The sequence below is a fragment of the Plantactinospora solaniradicis genome (assembly GCF_042658085.1).
Lineage (GTDB): Bacteria > Actinomycetota > Actinomycetes > Mycobacteriales > Micromonosporaceae > Plantactinospora > Plantactinospora solaniradicis.
Window position 1 is genome coordinate 141,184 of record NZ_JBHSPR010000037.1, and the last position, 19,911, is coordinate 161,094.

General features: G+C 70.8%; 18 protein-coding genes. 5 read left to right on the top strand and 13 right to left on the bottom strand.

Going from position 1 to position 19,911, the window contains the following annotated elements; translation table 11 throughout:
• Positions 1-20: 20 nt before the first annotated feature.
• The 8 genes from ACFP2T_RS32130 to ACFP2T_RS32165 form a co-directional block, all read right to left on the bottom strand.
• On the bottom strand, positions 21-503 hold the full coding sequence (locus ACFP2T_RS32130; RefSeq protein ID WP_377428407.1) for an NADPH-dependent FMN reductase: 483 nt from the start codon (positions 501-503) through the stop codon (positions 21-23).
• Positions 500-1,564 (bottom strand): aldo/keto reductase, encoded by a 1,065-nt coding sequence (locus ACFP2T_RS32135; RefSeq protein ID WP_377428409.1) that lies wholly within the window; start codon positions 1,562-1,564, stop codon positions 500-502. The genes ACFP2T_RS32130 and ACFP2T_RS32135 overlap by 4 nt, the downstream gene beginning before the upstream one ends.
• Positions 1,565-1,573: 9 nt before the next feature.
• On the bottom strand, positions 1,574-2,929 hold the full coding sequence (locus ACFP2T_RS32140) for an LLM class flavin-dependent oxidoreductase (RefSeq protein WP_377428411.1): 1,356 nt from the start codon (positions 2,927-2,929) through the stop codon (positions 1,574-1,576).
• A complete protein-coding gene (locus ACFP2T_RS32145; RefSeq protein WP_377428413.1) occupies positions 2,926-3,690 on the bottom strand; it encodes an ABC transporter ATP-binding protein in 765 nt (254 codons plus the stop codon). The genes ACFP2T_RS32140 and ACFP2T_RS32145 overlap by 4 nt, the downstream gene beginning before the upstream one ends.
• Positions 3,666-4,589, bottom strand: coding sequence for an ABC transporter permease (locus tag ACFP2T_RS32150; protein ID WP_377428415.1), 924 nt, complete (start codon positions 4,587-4,589; stop codon positions 3,666-3,668). The genes ACFP2T_RS32145 and ACFP2T_RS32150 overlap by 25 nt, the downstream gene beginning before the upstream one ends.
• Complete coding sequence (locus tag ACFP2T_RS32155) at positions 4,586-5,677, bottom strand: ABC transporter substrate-binding protein (protein WP_377428417.1); 1,092 nt, start codon at positions 5,675-5,677, stop codon at positions 4,586-4,588. The genes ACFP2T_RS32150 and ACFP2T_RS32155 overlap by 4 nt, the downstream gene beginning before the upstream one ends.
• Before the next feature lie 66 nt (positions 5,678-5,743).
• The gene (locus ACFP2T_RS32160; protein WP_377428419.1) at positions 5,744-6,241 is read right to left on the bottom strand and encodes a flavin reductase family protein; all 498 of its coding nucleotides are present in this window, start codon (positions 6,239-6,241) and stop codon (positions 5,744-5,746) included.
• A gap of 1,250 nt (positions 6,242-7,491) precedes the next feature.
• Positions 7,492-8,583, bottom strand: a complete 1,092-nt coding sequence (locus ACFP2T_RS32165; protein ID WP_377428421.1) for an LLM class flavin-dependent oxidoreductase — start codon at positions 8,581-8,583, stop codon at positions 7,492-7,494.
• A 339-nt stretch (positions 8,584-8,922) separates the two neighbouring features.
• On the opposite strand from ACFP2T_RS32165, the gene ACFP2T_RS32170 reads away from it, so the two are divergent.
• Complete coding sequence (locus ACFP2T_RS32170; protein WP_377428423.1) at positions 8,923-9,867, top strand: sulfite exporter TauE/SafE family protein; 945 nt, start codon at positions 8,923-8,925, stop codon at positions 9,865-9,867.
• A 131-nt stretch (positions 9,868-9,998) separates the two neighbouring features.
• Here the strand turns inward: ACFP2T_RS32170 and ACFP2T_RS32175 are convergent, their stop codons facing one another.
• Together ACFP2T_RS32175 and ACFP2T_RS32180 are read right to left on the bottom strand one after the other, a co-directional pair.
• Positions 9,999-10,241, bottom strand: a complete 243-nt coding sequence (locus tag ACFP2T_RS32175) for an META domain-containing protein (protein ID WP_377428424.1) — start codon at positions 10,239-10,241, stop codon at positions 9,999-10,001.
• A 136-nt stretch (positions 10,242-10,377) separates the two neighbouring features.
• Positions 10,378-10,566 carry a hypothetical protein gene (locus tag ACFP2T_RS32180; protein WP_377428426.1) on the bottom strand — a complete coding sequence of 63 codons (189 nt, stop codon included), beginning with the start codon at positions 10,564-10,566 and terminating at the stop codon, positions 10,378-10,380.
• Positions 10,567-10,826: 260 nt separating this feature from the next.
• Here ACFP2T_RS32180 and ACFP2T_RS32185 point away from each other — a divergent pair, with 260 nt between their 5' ends.
• From ACFP2T_RS32185 to ACFP2T_RS32200, 4 genes are all read left to right on the top strand, one after another.
• Positions 10,827-11,882 carry an alpha/beta hydrolase fold domain-containing protein gene (locus tag ACFP2T_RS32185; protein ID WP_377428428.1) on the top strand — a complete coding sequence of 352 codons (1,056 nt, stop codon included), beginning with the start codon at positions 10,827-10,829 and terminating at the stop codon, positions 11,880-11,882.
• A gap of 171 nt (positions 11,883-12,053) precedes the next feature.
• The gene (locus ACFP2T_RS32190; RefSeq protein WP_377428430.1) at positions 12,054-14,234 is read left to right on the top strand and encodes a discoidin domain-containing protein; all 2,181 of its coding nucleotides are present in this window, start codon (positions 12,054-12,056) and stop codon (positions 14,232-14,234) included.
• A gap of 171 nt (positions 14,235-14,405) precedes the next feature.
• Entirely contained in the window at positions 14,406-14,900 is a 495-nt protein-coding gene (locus ACFP2T_RS32195) for a SigE family RNA polymerase sigma factor (protein WP_377428431.1), read from the top strand.
• Between the two features lie 16 nt (positions 14,901-14,916).
• The gene (locus ACFP2T_RS32200) at positions 14,917-15,780 is read left to right on the top strand and encodes a hypothetical protein (RefSeq protein ID WP_377428433.1); all 864 of its coding nucleotides are present in this window, start codon (positions 14,917-14,919) and stop codon (positions 15,778-15,780) included.
• Positions 15,781-15,856: 76 nt separating this feature from the next.
• Here the strand turns inward: ACFP2T_RS32200 and ACFP2T_RS32205 are convergent, their stop codons facing one another.
• The 3 genes from ACFP2T_RS32205 to ACFP2T_RS32215 are packed head-to-tail and all read right to left on the bottom strand — an operon-like array spanning position 15,857 to position 19,852.
• Positions 15,857-17,956, bottom strand: coding sequence for a dipeptide ABC transporter ATP-binding protein (locus ACFP2T_RS32205; RefSeq protein ID WP_377428435.1), 2,100 nt, complete (start codon positions 17,954-17,956; stop codon positions 15,857-15,859).
• A gap of 13 nt (positions 17,957-17,969) precedes the next feature.
• Positions 17,970-18,896 carry an ABC transporter permease gene (locus ACFP2T_RS32210; protein WP_377428437.1) on the bottom strand — a complete coding sequence of 309 codons (927 nt, stop codon included), beginning with the start codon at positions 18,894-18,896 and terminating at the stop codon, positions 17,970-17,972.
• Positions 18,893-19,852 carry an ABC transporter permease gene (locus ACFP2T_RS32215; protein ID WP_377428439.1) on the bottom strand — a complete coding sequence of 320 codons (960 nt, stop codon included), beginning with the start codon at positions 19,850-19,852 and terminating at the stop codon, positions 18,893-18,895. Before ACFP2T_RS32215 ends, ACFP2T_RS32210 begins: the two co-directional genes overlap by 4 nt.
• Between the last annotated feature and the right edge of the window lie 59 nt (positions 19,853-19,911).

The following is a 19,911-nucleotide window of genomic DNA, read 5'->3' on the forward strand; positions in this document are numbered from 1 at the left end:
GTCGCTCGACCGCCCTCGGCTCAGACCCGGCCGACCAGGCCAGCCACGTACTCCTCCGCCAGACCCGGGTCGGCCAGGTCCGCCTCGGTCACCGCCAGGCCCGGGCGTACCTCCGCGCCCAGCTCGGCGAGCAGGCCCCGCAGGTGCCGCCCCGACTGCTCCGCCTGCTCCCGGTTGGCGCCCACCGTCACCGGCACCGCCACCACCCCGGCCAGCCCCTGGTGCGGCAACCCGTCCAGGAAGACCTTCAACACTCCGGTGTAGCTGCCCTTGTAGGTCGGCGTGGCCACCACCAACACCCGGGCGGCGCGAGCCCTGGCCAGCCCGCCGGCCACCCGTACGTCGTCCGGGGCGAGCAGCGCCGGCCCGTATTCCGCCAGGTCGACCACGGCCGGCGACGAAACACGCTCGCGCCGGGCGACCGCCGCACCCACCGACTCGGCGAGCACCCGGGTACGTGACCCGGGTCGCGGATTACCGGAAACGACGACGACCTCGCTCACGTGTTCCTCCCGTCGACGCCACCCGGACGCTCCGACCGGCGGCGCTGGGCGGGCTCGGCCAGGGATGGCGGCAGGTATCCGGCGTCGGCCGGGTTCAACGTGGTACCGGGTGGCACGATCTCGTCGATCCGGTCCAGCACGTCCCGGGACAGCGTCACCTTCGCGGCGCCGAGCTGGGACTCCAGGTGTTCCAGGGTCCGTGGGCCGATGATCGCGGAACTGACCGCCGGATGCTCCAGCACGAAGGCGATGGCCAGGTGGACCAGTGACAGTCCGGCCTCCTCGGCGAGCCCCGCGAGCTGCTGCACCGCGTCGAGCTTCCGCTCGTTTGCCGGCAGTCGTGGATCGAACCGCGCCGGAAAGCGTTCGGCCCGCCGGGAGATCGGCTCGGTCAGCCCCGGGTGGTAGCGGCCGGCCAGCCAACCACCGGCGAGCGGACTCCACGGGATCACCGCCAGGCCGTACCGCTGGGCCACCGGGAGCACCTCGCGCTCGATCCCCCGGGCCAGGATCGAGTACGGCGGCTGCTCGCTGACCACCCGCTCCCGGCCCCGCCGCTGCGCGATCCACTGCCCCTCGACGATCTCCGACGGCTCGAACGTGGACGTGCCGATGTAGCGGACCTTGCCCTGGTGCACGAGATCGCTGAGCGCGCCCAGGGTCTCGTCGAAGTCGGTTCCCGGCTCCGGCCGGTGCACCTGGTAGAGGTCGATCCACTCGGTACGCAGCCGGCGCAGGCTCTGCTCCACCTCCCGGATGATCCACCGCCGCGAGTTGCCCCGGTGGTGTGGGCTCTCGCCGATCTGGCCGTGGAACTTGGTCGCCAGGAAGACCTCGTCGCGCCGGCCGTCGGCGAGGGCCTTCCCGACGATCTCCTCCGACTCGCCCTGTGAATAGACGTCGGCGGTGTCGATCACGTTGATGCCCTCGTCGAGAGCCCGGTGGATGATCCGGATGCTGTCGGCGTGGTCCGGGTTTCCCCGACTGCCGAAGTTCATCGCGCCCAGCGTCAGCGGGCTGACGAGGACGCCGGTACGGCCGAAGGGCCGGTAGTCGACCATGGCACTCTCCTAGGGGACGGGGACCGGCACGGCGGCGCCGGACTGGAACTGGTTGGCTGGCCGGGGCAACCCGTAGTGGTCCCGGAGCGTACGGCCGGTGTACTCGGTCCGGAACAGTCCACGCCGTTGCAGGATCGGCACCACGTGGTCCACGAACGCGACCAGTCCGGAGGGCAGCACCGGCGGCATGATGTTGAAGCCGTCGGCGGCACCGTGATGCCACCAGTCCTCGATGGCGTCGGCCACCTGTTCCGGGGTGCCGGCGAAGGTCCGGTGCCCGCGACCGCCACCGAGCCGCCCGATCAGCTGCCGGACGGTCAGCCGCTCCCGGCGGGCCAGCGTGACGATCAGGGTGCGACGGCTCTTCGCCCCCTCGATCTGGTCCTCGTCGGGCAGCTCCGCCGGCAGTTCGCGGTCCAGGTCGAGGTCGTCCGGTGGGATGCCGAGCGTGGTGGCGAGTTGGCGCTTGGCGTACTCCGGTCTGATCAACCGGTCCAGCTCGTCCTCCAGGGCGAGCGCCTGTGCCTCGGTCGCTCCGATCACCGGCACGATGCCCGGCAGGATCCTGATGCCGTCCGGGTCCCTTCCCACCGCCCGGGTCCGGGCCTTGAGATCGGCGTAGAACGCCTGCGCCTCGGCCAGGGTCTGCTGGGCGGTGAAGACCGCCTCGGCGTACCGGGCGGCCAGCTCCTTGCCGTCCTCGGACGAGCCGGCCTGCACCAGCAGCGGATAGCCCTGGGGTGCGCGCGGCAGGTTGAGCGCGCCGGCCACCTTGAAGAACCGTCCGACGTGTCCGGGCGGGAAGATCCGGTCCTGGTCGCCCCAGACTCCGGCCGCCTTGTCCCCGAGCGGTGCGTCGTCGGCCCAGCTGTCCCAGAGCTTGCGCGAGACGTCGATGAACTCGGCGGCCCGCTCGTACCGGTCCCGGTGTGCGGGCAGGTCGTCCAGGTTGAAGTTGCGGGCCGCGTCCGCGCCGGCCGTGGTCACGATGTTCCAGCCGGCCCGGCCACCGCTGACGTGGTCCACCGACGCGAACCGCCGGGCCAGGTTGTACGGCTCGTTGTACGTGGTCGAGGCGGTAGCGATCAGCCCGATGTGCCTGGTCACCCCGGCCAGGGCGGTGAGCAGTACGGTCGGCTCCAGCGCGCCGGACGGCCGGCGGCCGACGTTGTTCCACAGCACCGGACTGTCGGCCAGGAACAGCGAGTCCAGCTTGCCGCGCTCGGCGATCCGGGCCAGTTCCTGGAAGTGCGCGACGTCGGTGTGCGCGAACGGGTCGCTCTCGGGCAGCCGCCAGGCCGCCTCGTGGTGCCCCACCCCCATCAGGAACGCGTTGAGGTGCAGGGTTCCCGATCGTCGGCTCATGCGGGGATCTCCTCGGTCTGCGTGACGCCGAGCGCGGCGAGCAGCCGCTCCCGGTACTCCAGAAAGCGCGGATGCCGGTGCTGGCGTGGCGCGGGCAGTTCGATGGCGGTGTCGACGGTGATCCGACCCTCGTCGAGCACCAGCACCCGGTCGGCGAGCGCGACCGCCTCGTCGACGTCGTGGGTGACGAGCAGCACGGCGGGTCGGTGTCGTCGGCACAGCTCCCGCAGCAGGCCGTGCATCCTGATCCGGGTCAGCGCGTCCAGCGCGCCGAACGGTTCGTCGGCGAGCAGCAGCCTGGGCTCGCTGACCAGCGATCGGGCCAGCGCGACCCGCTGCTGCTCCCCGCCGGAGAGCTGGTTGGGCCAGGCCCGTTCCCGCCCGGCGAGCCCGACCTCGGCCAGCCGCTCCCGGCCCTGCTGCACCGCCCCCGGCCCGGTCAGCCCGAGTACGACGTTGGCGAGCACCCGCTGCCAGGGCAGCAGCCGGGCGTCCTGGAAGATCACCGAGGAGTTCGCCGGTACCTCGACCTGCCCGTCGCCGGCAACGTCCGGATCGAGCCCGGCCAGGGCCCGGAGCAGGGTGCTCTTGCCCGAACCGCTGCGCCCCAGCAGGGCGACGAACTCGTTCTCGCCGATCTCCAGGTCCAGGTCGTCCAGCACCGTACGCCCACCGAACCGACGGTTCAGCCCGCGTACCCGTACCACGGGGTCGAGCGCGGTGGCGCCGTCGATGGTCAGTCCGCCAGGGTGCGTCGCCATGACAGCGCCCTCCTCTGCACGAGTCGGACGGCGCCGTCGGAGAGCAGTCCGAGGATGCCGTAGAGAACCAGCCCGACGATGATGATGTCGGTCTGGCCGTACTGGCGGGCCAGTTCCATCATGTAGCCGATCCCGCTGGTCGAATTGATCTGCTCGACGACCACCAGGGAGAGCCAGGCGGAGACGACGGCGAAGCGCAGCCCGAGCAGGAACCCGGGCAGCGCGCCCGGCAGGACCACCCGACGGACGAACCGGCCGGGGCGGAGGCGCAGCGCCTCGGCGAGTTCGACATAGCGCTGGTCGATGGTGCGCAGTCCGTTGTGGGTGTGGATGTAGACCGGTACGAAGACGCCGAGAGTGATGGTGACGATCTTCATCTGCTCGTCGATGCCGAGCCAGAGGATCAGCAGCGGCAGCAGCGCCAACGCGGGGATCGCCCGCTTGATCTGCACCGGCCCGTCGATGACCGCCTCTCCCCACCGGCTGAGCCCGGCGATCAGGGCGAGAACGGTGCCGTTCAGGACTCCGAAGGCCAGTCCCAGCCCGGCCCGCTGGGTCGAGACGAGCAGGCTCTCCTGAAGCCGGCCGCTGGCGATCAGGTCGCCGCTGGTGGTCACCACCGTCCACGGCGCCGACAGGGTCCGTTCGTCGAGTACGCCGGTCAGCGAGCCGAGCGACCAGACCGCGAGCAGCAGCAGCGGCCCGAGCGCGGCACCGAACGGGATCGGCCGGCCCGGTCCGAGCCGCCGTCGGCGGCGGACCGTCGACGGCCGTCCGGCGGACGTCGCCGGGTCGCGGGCCGGTCCGGGCGGCCCGGCCGGGTTCGAGGGGTGCTGGGAATCCGGCTGGACCGGTGTCGGCGTGGGCCGGGCGGCGACGGGGTTCACCTGAGTCGTCACTTCGCCCCCTCCCCGAACGCGGTGGCGCCCACCGACTCGTAGCGGCGGTCGTAAAGGTCGGCGGCGTTCAGGGGTTTGTTGCCGGTCTCCTTGGCGAGCAGGTCGATGGTCTGCTGGTGTCGGGCGATCACGTCCGACCAGCTCGCCGGGATGTCCGGTACACCGGCGTTGTCGACCAGCCACTGACCGTCCTCACGGGACAGCCCCTGGTCCTTGACGTAGTACCGGTCGATCCACTCGTCCGGATTCTGCTCGATCCACACCCAGGCGCGGGCCCACGCCTGGACGTACTCCCGGATCGCCGCCGCCTTGGCCGGGTCCTCGAGGGTCTCGGCCCGGACGTAGAGGTGGCCCGGGTCGTCCCGCAGGCCGTGCGAGATGGTGCTGCCGCCGTCCCTGGCGTACTTGGCCAGGTAGCGCTTGACGTTGATGCCGCCGATCGGCGCCACGTCGACCTGGCGGCTGGCCAGCGCGGTCGGGTAGACGTCGCCGGTGCTGGCGAGTTCCACGAGTTTGACGTCACCCTTGGCCAGCCCGGCCTGGTGCAGCACCCGCAGCACCAGCGCGCCCTGGGCCTGGCCCGGGCTGTAGGCGATCTTCTTGCCGCGCAGGTCGGCAAGGCTGGCCACGCCGGCTCCGGGCGCGACGCCGAGCTGGTAGATCGGGTGGTTGATCGGGTCCTGTCGGAACTTGGCCGCGACGATCTTCGTGGACAGCCCGGTCCAGGCGGCGTGGATCGGCGGGATGTCGGCCACCGAGCCGATGTCCAACGCGTCCGCCCGGAACGCCTCCAGGGTCTCCGGGCCGCCGCTGATGTTCGCCCAGGAGACGTCGAAGCTCAGCTTCTCCGCCTGGCCGGAGTATTCGATCGCCTTCTGTAGTTCCTTGTCGCCGACCCGCAGCACCGTGCCGCTCGGCACCTCCGCCGGCAGCGGCGCGTCGAGGGCCAGTCGGACGGTGGGCCGGTCGTCTTCCGCGCAGCCGGCAAGTCCGGCGGCGGCGACCCCGAGCGTGGCCGCGAGGAAGGTACGCCGACGGAGCAACGGCGATCCGGGTAACCGGGGGGCGGAACGGAACGGAGGGGGCATGACGGAACTCCTGTGCGATGGGCCCGAGGGGCCGGCGGAGTGACTCGGAGGGGAGAGCGGTACGGATCAGGAGGCGAGGGAGGCGTACCGGCCCATGTGGTAGAGCAGCGGCGCGTCGTCGTCCTCGGTGTGTCCACCGACCAGTGGCTCGGCCAGCACAATCGCGTGGTCACCGGCGACCACCCGCTCCACGACCCGGCACACCAGCCAGGCGACCGGCCCGTCCAGCAGCGGCACGTCGTACGGGCCGGGCCGCCATCCCTGGTGTGTGGCGAACCGGTCGATGCCGCTGGTCGCGAACGTCCGGGCCACCTCGTGCTGCCCCTGCGCCAGCAGGTGGACGCCGACGTGTCCGGTGTCGGCCACCGTCGGCCAGCTCGACGACGTCCGGGAGAGGCAGAAGGAGACCAGCGGCGGATGCAGCGACACCGAGGTGAACGACGTCGCGGTGAAGCCGACCGGCGGCTGGCCGGCGGCGGTCACCACGGTCACCGCGGCGGCCTGCCGACGGAGCAGGGACCGGAACCGCGTCGCGTCGATCGGGGTCAGGTCGGTGATGGTCATGACGTCTCTCCTAACCGTCCGGGAACTGCCACGGTCGGCGGCAGTCGGGCAGCGACCATCCCCGGTACCGGTGCGCGATGCGATGGTGGCGGCCGGTACCGGCGGGGTGGATCACGAAGGCGGGGTTGCCCGCACCACGATGTGCGGCGGGATGACGTTGACGGAGGTCAGCGGGTGTCGGCCCGACGACGCGGCCGGCGGTGTGCCGGTCCGGTCGTGGTCAGCGGGGACAGCCTGCGCTGGCGTGACGCGCCAGATCGATGTGCAGGCGGCTGACGAGGTGGAGGATGTATCGCCGCTGCATGTGATCTATCCTCCGCGTCCGGTTGGTCAGGGTCAACGATGTTCCATATTTTGGAAGATAACCATCTGTACTCTGCTCGACGGACACCAAAAATCGGCCTCCACTTCGGAGAGCAGGGCAATATCGCAGCTCCATCCCACTGTCGTAGCGATCAGCCAGGGTCATGTCCGGACCCCCAATTACCTATTGAACCGATGGGATTTGCGCTATATCTGTCGCCGGCCGGCGACGTGCGACCCGGTGGCGAAGCGGGGCTCGGCGTCCGATCCGGTCAGGCCACGACCGCGGCGTGCGACGACGACCGGTGCCAGGGATGGCTGGGAATCTTTCGGCGCAGGGCCGGCGCGATCCCGCCCCGCAACAGTTCGAGGGTCTGCCGGTGCCGCCGCCCGGTCAGTCCGTCGCCGTCGCACGCCCGGCTCGCTGCCGGCGACGAAGTCGTTCCGCCGACAGGTCGGGAGCGCCGCCGGGCGAGAAGGGATCGGCGGATGGCTCGGCGTCGAGCCCCACGGGCGGCGGGCGCCGTTCCGGCGTGGCCGCGATCGGTGGTGACAGCCGGGTCAGCTCAGACAGGAACTCGACCACACCCGACCGAAGTCGATGTGGCCGCGGATCGTCAGCCGCAGCTCGCTGGACATGCAACGAGTTCACTCGGCGGCGGATGCGGTGTCAACATCTGGCCCGCTCGATGTTGGTCTTCGCACGTCGGGACGTGATTTCGTTGACGAAAAACCTACCTTAGAGGTAGGATTACCGGGTTATTTGGGCCGGGAGTCCCCTGTGGCCGTCGTCCGGGCAGACGGTGCCACGCGAAGCCGGGCATGAGGTCGGAGACCGGTTGACCCGGTCCCCGACCTCGCACCCCCGCCGCGCCGCCGGTCAGGCCGCGTAGTTCGCTGTCGGCGACGTCGAGGTAACGGGGCGACGGCCCTCCCGGCGGTGAGCCTCAGCGGGCGCGGGTGAGCCGCGCACCGGACCGTCCGGCAGCCGTCCTGGGCAGCACGTGCCGCCCGACCCGCAGGGCCTCCTCCCGGTGCGGCCAGCCGGAGAGGATGAACTGGTCGACACCGAGGTCGGCGTACTCGTCAATCCGGGCGGCAACCTCCGGGTAGCTGCCGACCAGGGCCGTACCGGCACCCTCGCGGACCAGCCCGATCCCGGCCCAGAGATTGGCCGAGATGGTCAACCCGTCGGCCGTCCCGCCGTTGAGCGCGGTCATCCTGCCCTGACCCACCGAGTCCATCCGGGCGAACCGGGCCTGGGCGGCGGCGATCCGTTCGGGACTCATTCCGGCCAGCATCCGCTCGGCCTCGGCCCACGCCTCGTCGGCGGTCTCCCGGGCGATGACATGCAGGCGCAGTCCGGTCCGCAGCGGCCGACCGGCCGCCCTCGCCCGGATCCGGGCCACCCGATCGCCGATCGCGGCCGGCGGCTCGCCCCACATGAGATGGACGTCGGCCAGCCGGGCGGACACCGCCTCGGCGGCCGGCGAGGCGCCGCCGAAATAGAGCGGCGGCGGACCGGCGATCGGCGCGGCCAGACCCCCGCCCTCGATCCGGTAGTGCTCGCCGGTGTAGTCGAACCGCTCGCCGCGGAACGCGAGGCGAAGCACCTCCAGGTACTCGGCGGTGCGCGCGTACCGGGCGTCGTGGTCGAGGAAGTCGCCGTAGGCGCGCTGCTCGACGGGATCGCCACCGGTCACGACGTTGAGCGCCAGTCGGCCGCCGGAAATCTGCTGGAACGTCTCGGCCTGCTGCGCGAGCAGCGTCGGCAGGGTGAATCCGGCACGGATCGCGACCAGCAGATCGAGCCGGTCGGTGTACTGGGCCACGGCGCTACAGACGATCCAGGGATCGGGGCAGCCCGAGCCGACCGGGGTGAGCACCCCGGTGAACCCGGACTCCTCGGCGGCCCGGGCCACTTCGCTGAGGTATTCGACGGTGGCGGCCCGGGAGTGCCGGGCCGCGCCGGCGGCGACGGTGGCCGAGCCGACGTTGTCGCCGTCGCCGGATGTGGGCAGGAACCAGAGGAATGTCATCGTCTGTGCCGGCCTTTCGCGCCGGGGCGGGCACTCCGGCATCTCCTATCGGCAGATAGGGACCGTAACAGTTCCGCCGGGCGCCGCGCGACGTCGAACATCGGTACCGACGGGTCTTGCCTCATTCCCATCAAGGTCTTAATCTCGATCGAGATAGTAGGGTTTTACGGGCGGCGCTCGACGGTGCCGCGTACGGCCGCACGAGTTCTGGATGTCCGTACACCGGGCCATCGTGGACCTCGTCGACCACAGCACTCCCACGATCCGCTGACCAGGCAGCGACGCCCGATCGGCTGACACCCCCGTCGAAACCTGCACCCCGGACTGGTGGTACACCACATGCGAAGACTCCTCCTCCTCGCCCTCGTCGGCCTCGGAGCACAGCTCGTCGACGGCAGCCTCGGCATGGCGTACGGCGTGACCTCGACGACCCTGCTGCTCGCCATCGGCACCAACCCGGCCGCCGCGTCGGCCACGGTCCACCTCGCCGAGATCGGCACGACCCTCGTCTCCGGTGCCTCGCACTGGAAGTTCGGCAACGTCGACTGGAAGGTCGTTGCCAAGATCGGCATACCCGGTGCGGTCGGCGCCTTCGCCGGCGCCACCTTCCTCTCCGGCCTCTCCACCGAGACCGCGGCGCCGCTGATGTCGGTGATCCTGCTGGCCCTCGGCCTGTACATCCTGATCCGGTTCACCACGTTCGGCCTGCCCAAGGGCAACCTCGGCAAGCCGCTGCGCAAGCGCTTCCTCGCCCCGCTGGGCATCGTCGCCGGCTTCGTCGACTCCACCGGCGGTGGCGGCTGGGGCCCGGTCGGCACTCCGGCCATCCTGGCCAGCGGTCGCCTCGAACCGCGCAAGACGATCGGCTCGATCGACACCAGCGAGTTCCTCGTGGCCGTCGCCGCCAGCATCGGCTTCTTCGTCGGCATCGGTTCGGAGAACATCAGCTTCACCTGGGTCGCCGCGCTGCTCATCGGCGGCGTCATCGCGGCACCGATCGCGGCCTGGCTGGTCCGACACATCCCGCCGAGGGTGCTCGGCTCGGCGGTCGGCGGAGTCATCATCCTGACCAATGCCCGCACCCTGCTGCGCAGCGACTGGGTCGACGCCGCCGACAACACGCGGTACGCGGTCTACGCCGTGATCTACGTGGTCTGGGCGGCCGCGCTGGCGTACTCCATCCGGGCGTACCTCGCCAACCGCGAACAGGAACGGCTCGATCTCGAAGCCGCCCTGGCCAGCGGACCGGCGGATGACGAGAAGGCCCCCACCCCGGCCCCGTGACCGGACCGGGTGGGGCCGGCGGCTGGGCCGTCGGCCCCACCCGGCCAGCACCACCGACCCCGCCAACCTCGGCACAACCATCCCGTCACCTCGGCACGGCCGGCTGCGCCAACCCCGGCTCGACCGGTCGGTCAGGCTCGGCGGAGCCGGCCGGTTTCGCCGCCCACCGGGTCGAGGAGCACCAACACGTCGCCGTCCAGCCCGGCCCGCCAGGCGTTGCCGAGCCGACTCCCCACCGCGACGTTGACGCAGCCGATCAGAGTGCTCGGCCCCATGGTGGCAAGCAGGGCGCCCGCCCGGCCGGCGACCCACCGCCCGCTCTGACGGTTGCAGCCGTCAGAGCCGCTCCAGCCGCCGTCCGCGCCCAGTTCCACGTACGCGTCGGGTGCCCGGCCACCAACGGCGGTGCGGGTGGGGCCGAAGCCGCCCCGTCCGGACCGCCCCGATCGGCGCAGCCGGGGAGCAGCGTCCCGACCACGAGCAGCGTCATGACGTACCCGATTCGCCTCATCAGCTTCCCCTCGTCCCGCCGTCTTCGTCCTTCGACGTGACGGAGTGGCCGTCGGTTGCGATCACCTCGGGCAGCCGGCGCAGGAACGCGATGCCGAGCAGGGCGATCGTCCCGGCGACCCAGACGACGGCCCAGCCGACGGCGTGCAGGCCCGGGACGTAGGCCGCCCGCGCGGCGTCGAGCGCCACGGGCAGGCCGGTGTCGACCGCTCCGGACAGTCCGTTCCGAACCGGTAGGTTGTCGCGCGGCCGGGACCACGGGCCGAAAGGCTGTACTCGGTGGGCCCTGTCGAGAGAATCGACACCCCCTGCGAGTCGCCGACGTTGGAAGGAGAACCATCCGCCATGCACGTCACGCCACTGACGCGGCCCCGCGCCGTACCGCGCGCCGCCGCCGTGCCGCTCCCGTTCACCGCCCCCGCGGGCGCGACACCGGTCGGCAGCGGCCGGTGATCCCCGACCTGGCCTACCGGCCCACCGAGCCTACGGACGACCGGGGACATCTGCTGGACCTCTACCTGCCGGCGGACCCTCGGGGTGACCGACCTCTCATTCTCTGGACCGGTGGCTCCGGTTGGATGAGGGACAACGGCAAGGACGGCGCCGGCCCGATCGCGGAGGTCTTCACCGCCCGGGGCTACGCCGTGGCCGGGGTGAGCATCCGGTCCAGCGGCCAGGGAGTCTTTCCGGCTCAACTGCACGACATCAAGGCCGCCATCCGGTGGCTGCGGAGCCAGGCCCGGCAGTACCGGCTCGACCCGGAGCGGTTCACCGTCATGGGCGACTCGTCCGGCGGCTGGACGGCGGCGATGGCGGCCCTGACCGGCGGCGATCCGACCCCGACCGGCGACGGCGATCCGACCCCGGCCGGCAACGACGACGGCGGTTCGGTGCCGGGCGACGACGGCGATCCCACCCCGGCCGGACTCGCCGGGGGGACCGATCCGAGCAGTCGGGTCCAGGCCGCGGTGGCGTTCTACCCGCCCACCGACTTCCTCCGGATGGACGAGCAGATGTTGCCCGGCGCCTGCCGGGAGTTCAACCGGGAACTCGGCATCACCGACTGCCACAACGATCCCGGGTCGCCGGAGTCGCAGTTGATCGGCGGTGCCATCCAGACCCGCCCGGAAGCGACCGGCGCGGCGAACCCGGTACGGTACGCGGCGCGGTCCGCCCCACCGGTGCTCCTGCTGCACGGGCAGGCCGACGCGTTGGTGCCGCACGGCCAGAGCGTGCTGCTCTACCAGGCACTGCGGGACGCCGGAGCCACCGTCACGTTCTACTCGGTCCCGGGCGCCGGCCACGACTGGCGAACCGTGCTGGATCCGGCCAACCACGACGACCAGCGGGTGTACCGGGCCCACTCCGGCCGCGAACGGGTCACCGCCGGTCGTCCCGGCCCCAGTTGGGACGCCATCGACCGGTTCATCCGGGACGCGATGGAGGCACGCCGGACCTCACCGTCGACCGAAACCCGCCACGCCCCCGATGGCATCGTCGGGTAGGCGTATCCGCAGGTCGTACGAGGGTCAGACGAATTCTTGACCACCCGGTCGACCTGACATTGACAGCGTTCGCTGATTGGTTCAGAGTATCGAAGAGAGCGCTCTCTCGTCAGTTCGTCACAGGCCCGCAACCTGTCCGACACGTTGCGGCCCTCAACTATGGGAGCACTGATGAATAGCGCTCTGTCCCCACCCCGCGTCCGACCACATTGGCTCAGCCGATGGCGTGCCCTGACCGTGTCGGGCACGATCCTGGCCCTGTTCGGCGGCTATCTCGTCGTTTCCGGTACGTCGGCCGACGCGGCCGAGACCCTGCTGTCGCAGGGTCGGCCCGCCACCGCCTCGTCGACGGAGTCCGCCGCCACCCCGGCGTCGGCCGCGGTCGACGGTGACGCCGGCACCCGCTGGTCGAGCGCCTTCGCCGAGCCCCAGTGGTTGCAGGTCGACCTCGGCGCCGTCGCACCGCTGAGTCGGATCGTGCTGAACTGGGAGGGCGCCTACGCCCGCGCCTTCACGATCCAGACGTCGACGAACGGTTCGGCGTGGACGACCGTACACACCACCACCAGCGGCAGCGGCGGAACCCAGGAGATCACCGTCAGCGGCAGCGGGCGGTACGTCCGGCTCAACGCCACCGCGCGGGCCACCGCGTACGGCGTCTCGCTCTGGGAATTCCAGGTGTACGGCGAGTCCGGAACCAGCGCCTGCGGCACCGGCAACGCCGCACAGGGCCGGCCGGCGACCGCGTCGTCGACCCAGTCCACCACCTTCCCCGCCGCCTCGGCGGTGGACGGCAGTACGGCGACCCGCTGGTCCAGCCTCGCCGCCGATCCGCAGTGGTTGCGGGTCGACCTCGGTTCGACCCAGTCGATCTGTGGAGTCACCCTGAACTGGGAGGCCGCGTACGCCACGGCGTTCCAGATCCAGACCTCGGCCGACGGCACGAACTGGACCACGGTGTACAGCACGACCACCGGCACCGGCGGCACACAGGTGCTGACCGTCGCCGGCTCGGGCCGCTACGTCCGGATGTACGGCACCCAACGGGGCACGGCGTTCGGCTACTCGCTCTGGGAGTTCGCGGTACGCACCGGCACCGGACCCAGCACTCCGCCGACGACCACTCCACCACCGACCACGCCGCCGCCGACGACTCCACCGCCGGGCGGAAGCGTGCTGCTGTCGTACCAGAAACCGGCGGTCGCCTCGACCAGCCAGAACGACGGGGCGTGCTTCGAGTGTGTCCCCGCGCGGGCCTTCGACAACGATCCGGCCAGCCGCTGGGCGACCAGCGCCACCACCGGCTGGGTCGACCCGGGCTGGATCTACGTCGACCTCGGCGCCACCGCCACGATCAGCCAGGTGGTGCTGCAATGGGATCCGGCGTACGCCGCCGCGTACCAGATCCAGGTCTCCGCGAACGCCTCCACCTGGACCCCGATCTACTCCACCACCACGGGCCGGGGCTTCAAGGAGACGATCAACGTGACCGGCACCGGCCGCTACGTCCGGATGTACGGCACCGCCCGGTCGAGCCAGTACGGTTACTCGCTCTACGAGTTCAAGGTCTTCGGCACCGGCGGCAACCCGACCGCCCCGCCGCCGATGCCCCCTGACCCGACGTTCCCGGCGAACATCCTGGTCTGGAGCGACGAGTTCAACGGGGCGGCCGGCAGCAAGCCCGACCCGACCAAGTGGACGATCGATCCCGGCACCGGCCAGAACAACGAGATCCAGTACTACACGAACAACAACAACGCTTCGATGAACGGCACCGGGGCGCTGGTGATCGAGGCTCGTCGGGAGACCGCCGGCGGCAGGGACTACACGTCGCACCGGATGAACACCGGCGGCAAGTTCACCGTCCAGTACGGCCGGATCGAGGCCCGGATCCAGGTGCCGAAGGGCAACGGCCTCTGGCCCGCGTTCTGGATGATGGGCGCCGACTTCCTCACCGGCCGTCCGTGGCCGTACAACGGCGAGATCGACATCATGGAGGTCCTCGGCCGCAACACGCTGGAGGGCTACTCCACGCTGCACGCACCGCAGTACAACGGCGGCGCGGGCTACGGGCAGAAGTATCCCGCCCCGGGTGGGGTCGACTTCGCCGGTGGTTTCCACGTCTGGGCCGCGGAGTGGGACAGCCGGGGAATCACGTTCAAGGTGGACGGCCAGACGGTCTTCTACGCCAGCAAGGAGACGGTGGAGTCGACCCGTGGCCCGTGGGTCTTCGACCATCCCTTCTATCTGATCCTCAACCTCGCCGTCGGCGGTGACTTCCCGGGGCCGGTCGATTCGACCACGCCGTTCCCGTCCCGGATGCTCGTCGACTACGTTCGCGTCTACCGCTGAACGGCGGGTGGCCGGTACGGCGCACCGGCCGCCCAGCACCCCCTCCCGCACACCGCCTCCCCGCACCGCGCCCTCCCCGAACAGTCGGAAACGCGTTCCGCCACCGTGCAACCTTCGACGAGGCGGGGCGGGTCGTACCGGCAACACGAGCGGGAGGAACGGAGGCTGGACTTGCAGAAGGCTGAGGAAGACGATTTCCACACGTTCGTCGCGGCCCGGATGGACCGGTGGCGACGCGGTGCCTTCCTGATGTGCCAGGACTGGCACATGGCCGACGACCTGGTGTCGATCACCGTCACGAAACTGTTCCGGAATTGGCGCAAGGTGAGCCGGGCGGACAATCCCGACGCGTACGCCCAGCGGGTGCTCAGCCGCGTCTGGCTCAGCGAACGACGGCGGCCGTGGCGCCGGGAGCGCCTGCCGGACGACCTTCCCGAACCGGAGTGGTCGCCGCCGGATCGAGCCGACGACCGCGAGTCGCTGGCGGAACTGCTGCGATCGCTGGGACCCCGGCAGCGGGCGGTACTCGTCCTGCGTTTCTACCTCGACTACTCGATCGAGGAGACCGCCAAGATCATGCAGGTGTCACCGGGCACCGTGAAGAGCCAGTCCGCGCGTGGGCTCGTTGCGCTGCGCGCGCTGTCGGCGTCGACGATCCGGAACTGAGAGGGAATCAGCGGAGATGAACCAGCAACTCTTCGACCAGGTCGTGGGTACGCCGCCGCCCTCCACGGTGGATGTCGTCGCCATCGTGCGGCGGGAGAAGCGGAGGAGCGCCGTCCGGCGGATCGGCACGACGATGGCGGCGGTACTCGGACTCGCGGCCTCGGCCGGAATCCTCGTGACCGCCCAGGACGGACCGGCCGGTGTGGCTCCGCCACCCGTCGCCGTGGACAACCGCTTCCAACTGGTCGCGAGCGACCGCGAGTCGGCCCAGTTGACCGCGAAGCGACTGGCCGAGGCGCTCGACGAAGCGCTCCGGAGCGCGGCACCGGGAGCCCGGTGGATCCGTTCGAACATCTTCGAGGACGCCGCCCCGGACGGGCAGCCGCCGCACCTGTTCACCGACAACACGCTGAAACAGCACGAGCAGATGTTCAGCGGCGGTACGGGAGTGCTGGCAGACGGCCGCAAGGGCATGCTCGAACTGCACATCGTCAGGTTCGGGCCGGTGACGGGGAAGCGCTGCGACGACCCGAAGTGTGTCGCGGAGCGGGCCCTGCCCGCTGAGGACGAGAACAAGAAGCGCGACCTCCTCCTCAGCTGCCGGGACGAGACCACCTGTACCGAGCGCACCGGCCCGAACGGCGAGCGCATGACGATCCGGACCGATTTCATCAAGTTGAAGCGGTTCCCCGGCCCCTGGAAGGCCGCCAACTACCAGGTGTTCGTCGAACTCGTCGACGGCCGGGTGCTCAACCTCGTCAGCACCAACGAGTACGGCATGGGAGAGCATGAGTCCACCCTGCAACAGCAGTACCCGCCGCTGACGGCGGCGCAGCTCACCGAGATGGCGATCGAGGTGGCCGGCAGGGTCAAGCCCTGACCGCACCTGCGATCAGGCGGACGTCACCGCCGCCAGCGAAGTGACCCGCGCGGCGTCGGGCCGACGCACCCGTGCGTCAGCCTGACGTCGCCGCGCTCGACTCCGCGCGCAGCGGGAAGTGACAGGCGACCTGGTGGAGAGCGCCGGCAAGCGGCGGCTCCGTCTCGCAGATCTCCTGCGCCAGCGGGCACCGGGTCCGGAACCGGCACCCGGTGGGCGGGTTCAGCGCACTCGGCAGCTCGCCACGGATCGTGACGCTCTCGCGCGGCGCGGCGAGGTCGGGAGTGGCGGACGGCACGGCGTCGATGAGCGCCTGCGTGTACGGATGCCGGGCGGACCTGACCACGTCGTAGGCGGGGCCGACCTCGACGAGCTTGCCCAGGTACATCACGCCGATCCGGTCCGCCATGTAGTCGACGACGGACAGGTCGTGGCTGATGAACACGTACGCCAGACCCAGCTCGCGCTGGAGGTCCCGCATCAGGTTGAGCACCTGTGCCTGGATCGACACGTCGAGCGCGCTCACCGGTTCGTCGCCGACGATCAGCCGGGGTTGCAGGGCCAGGGAGCGGGCCAGCCCGATGCGCTGCAGCTGGCCGCCGGAGAACTCGTGGGGGTACCGCTCCAGGACCCGCCGGGACAGCCCCACCTGGTCGAGCAGGGTGCCGATCCGGGCCCGGCGCGCGGCCGTGTCGCCCACCTGCTGGATCTCCAACGGTTCGGCGAGGATGGCGTCGACCCGCATCCGCGGATTCATCGCCGCGTAGCTGTCCTGGAACATCAACTGGACCTGGCGGTGCATCCGGCGGCGCTCGCGCCGGGGCAGGCGGGCGATGTCGGTGCCGTCCAGGACGATCTGCCCGTCGGTCGGCTGCTCCAGCCCGACCACCAGTCGCCCCACGGTGGACTTGCCGCAGCCGGACTCACCCACCAGCCCGAACGTCTCGCCGGGACGGACCTCGAACGAGACTCCCGCCACGGCGCTCACCCGCCCGGAGGTCCGGCGGAGCAGTCCACCGGTGGTCGCCTCGTAATCCTTCACCAGCCCCCGGACCGACAGGATCGGTTCCGCCGCCGGGCCGGACTCCTCCGCCGTCGTCGGCGCGGACACCGGCGCCGTCCGGGCCGCCGGGGCAACCGTGGTCAGGGCTACCGGGTGCAGGCACGCGTGCTGGTGGCCGCCCGTCGACAGGGTCACCTCGGTGGTACGGCACTCGTCCGTCACGAACCGGCAGCGGGGGGCGAACCGGCACCCGGTCAACGGTCGGGACAGGTCCGGCGGCAGGCCCGGAATGCTGTAGAGCCGCTCGTGTACGCCCGGCTCGCGGACCGCCGACTCCGGCAGCGCCTCCATCAGCGCCTCGGTGTAGCGGTGCCGGGGCGACCGGAACAGCTCCGAGGTGGCGGCGGTTTCCACCACCCTCCCCGCGTACATCACCGCGACCCGGTCCGCCCGGCCAGCGATCACGCCCAGGTCGTGGGTGACCAGGATGACGGCCATCCCGAACTCTTCCCGCAGGTCGTCGATGAGTTCGAGGATCTGGCGCTGGGTGGTCACGTCGAGCGCGGTCGTCGGCTCGTCGGCGATGAGCAGGCGCGGCGAGCAGATCAGTGCCATGGCGATGGCGACCCGCTGACGCATCCCGCCGGAGAGTTCGTGCGGATAGTTGTCGACGATCTTGTCCGGCCGGGGCATTCCGACCCGGCGCAGGATCTCGATCGCCCGCTCCCGGGCCTGTGCCTTACCGGCCCCTTCGTGCACCCGCAGGGGCTCGGCGACCTGGGTGCCGATCCGCATCGTCGGGTTCAGCGAGGTGAGCGGGTCCTGGAACACCATGCCCATCCGGACGCCCCGGATCCGCCGTACCTCGTCGGTCGGCAGGGACCGGAGGTCGCGGCCCTCGAACAGGATCTGACCGCCGACCACGCTGCCACCGGAAGGCAGCAGGCCCATCACCGACAGTGCGGTCATCGTCTTGCCGCTGCCCGACTCGCCGACGATGCCGAGGGTCTCGCCGGGGTGGACCTCCAGGTTGACGTCGTCGAGGGCGTGTACGGTGCCGCGACGCAGCGCGATGTCGGTGTTGAGGTTGCACAGGCGCAGCAGGGGCTGGCTCTCCCCCGCGTCCCGGGTTGCCTCGTGGTGCCGGACGGTTGGCTCGATCGGTGCGCTCATTTCCCTGCTCCTGCTAGCGTCGCCGGAGGCGGACCTCGAAGGCGTCCCTCAGCCCGTCGCCCATGAAGTTGAAGGCGAGCACGATGAGGATGATGGCGATTCCGGGCGGATACAGCAGCCACCAGTGACCGCTGTAGGTGTCCGCGAGGCCGTCGGAGAGCATCCCGCCCCAGTTCGCGGCCGGCGGCGGGACGCCGAGGCCGAGGAACGACAGGTAGGCGACGTAGAGGATGGCGTCGGCGACCTGGAAGGTCGCGTTGACGATCACGGTACCGATGGCGTTCGGCACGATGTGCCGACGTACCGCGCGGCCGCCCGTACCGCCCATCGAACGCATGGCCTGGATGTACTCGCGGGAACGCAGGCTCAGCGCCTCACCACGGACCAGCCGGGCCGGTCCCAGCCAGGCGAAGGCGCCGATGATGAGGATCAGCATCGGCACGCTCGGGGTGACGATGGCGGCCAGCAGCATGAAGAGGAACAGCGAGGGGATCGACATCATCGCGTCGACGACCCGCATCATCGCGGAGTCGACCCAGCCGCCGACGAATCCGGCGACGGCTCCCCACAGCGTGCCGAGGAAGGTGGCGAGGATGCCCGCCGCGAGTCCGACGACGATGGAGGTCTGTCCGCCGAGCATGAGTCGCCCGAGCTGGTCGTAGCCGACTCCGTCGGTCCCGAGCGGGTGCCCCTGCTCGCCGGGGGCCAGGTGTACCGCCGCGAGGTCGGTGTGCACCTGGTCGGTGTGGTAGACGAGCGGCCCGATGAAGCAGACCCCGGCCAGCAGGATGAACAGGCCCAGGCCCACCAGGGCGAGCCGGTTCTCGCAGAAGACCGACACCCCCTGGCGCCACAGCCCCCGGACCGGCGCCTCGTCGGGTTCGATCGCGAGCGGCGGCGCGCCGACCGGTACGCCGGGCACCTCGGGCAACGTGGTCACGAGGTCCTCCCCCGAAGTCGGACCCGGGGGTCGACGGCGGCGTAGAGCAGGTCGGCGAGCAGTGCACCGAGCACGGTCGCGACCGAGATGATCAGGGTGACGCCGAGCAGGATCGGGAAGTCACGCTTCAGCGCCGCCTGCCAGAACAACTGCCCCATCCCGGGGAAGTTGAACAGCGACTCCACCACCAGGGCCCCGCTGAACAGCGCCGGCAGGTACATCCCGAGCAGGGTGATGACGGGGAAGAGACCGTTGCGCAGGGTGTGCAGGACGACGACCCGGCGCTCCGACAGACCCTTGCTGCGGGCGGTGCGCACGTAGTTCTCGTTGAGGTTGTCGACCATCGAGGAGCGGACGTAGCGCGAGTAGACGGCGATGGTGACGATCGCGAGCGTGACGGTGGGCAGGACGAGCCCGGCCGGCTCGGCGAGCATCTCGGCCAGGGTGAAGCCCTGCGGCGCCTCCGGCGGGAGGATCGGCCAGACCTGCGAGAAGAGGATGATCATCATCAGGCCCATGAAGAAGATCGGGGTGGCGTACGCCAGCAGCGACAGCGAGGTGATGGTGTAGTCGGGCCACCGGTTGCGGCGTACCGCCTGGATCACCCCCAGCGGGATCGCCACGACGACGGCCAGCAGGGTCGACAGCAGCGACAGCACCATCGTCTTCGGCAGCCGCTGGCCGATGGCCTCGGTGACCGACTGGTTGAGCTGGAACGAGTAGCCGAGATCGCCGTGCAGCAGGCGCTGCACGTACATCAGGTACTGCTGGACCCAGGGCCGGTCGTAGCCCATCTCGTGGTTGAACGCCGCCAGTTGCTCCAGCGTCGCCTCCTTACCCAGCGCGGAGCGCGCGGCGCCGCCCGGCAGCAGGTGCAGGATGATGAACGCGATCACCGTGACGAGCACGATGACGATGAGGGCCTGGCCCAGGCGTGTGATGAGGTACCGGACCACTGGGCGGCTCCTCCCCCTCCTCGAGGGGCTCCGGCGGCGCGGTCAGCGCCACCGGAGCC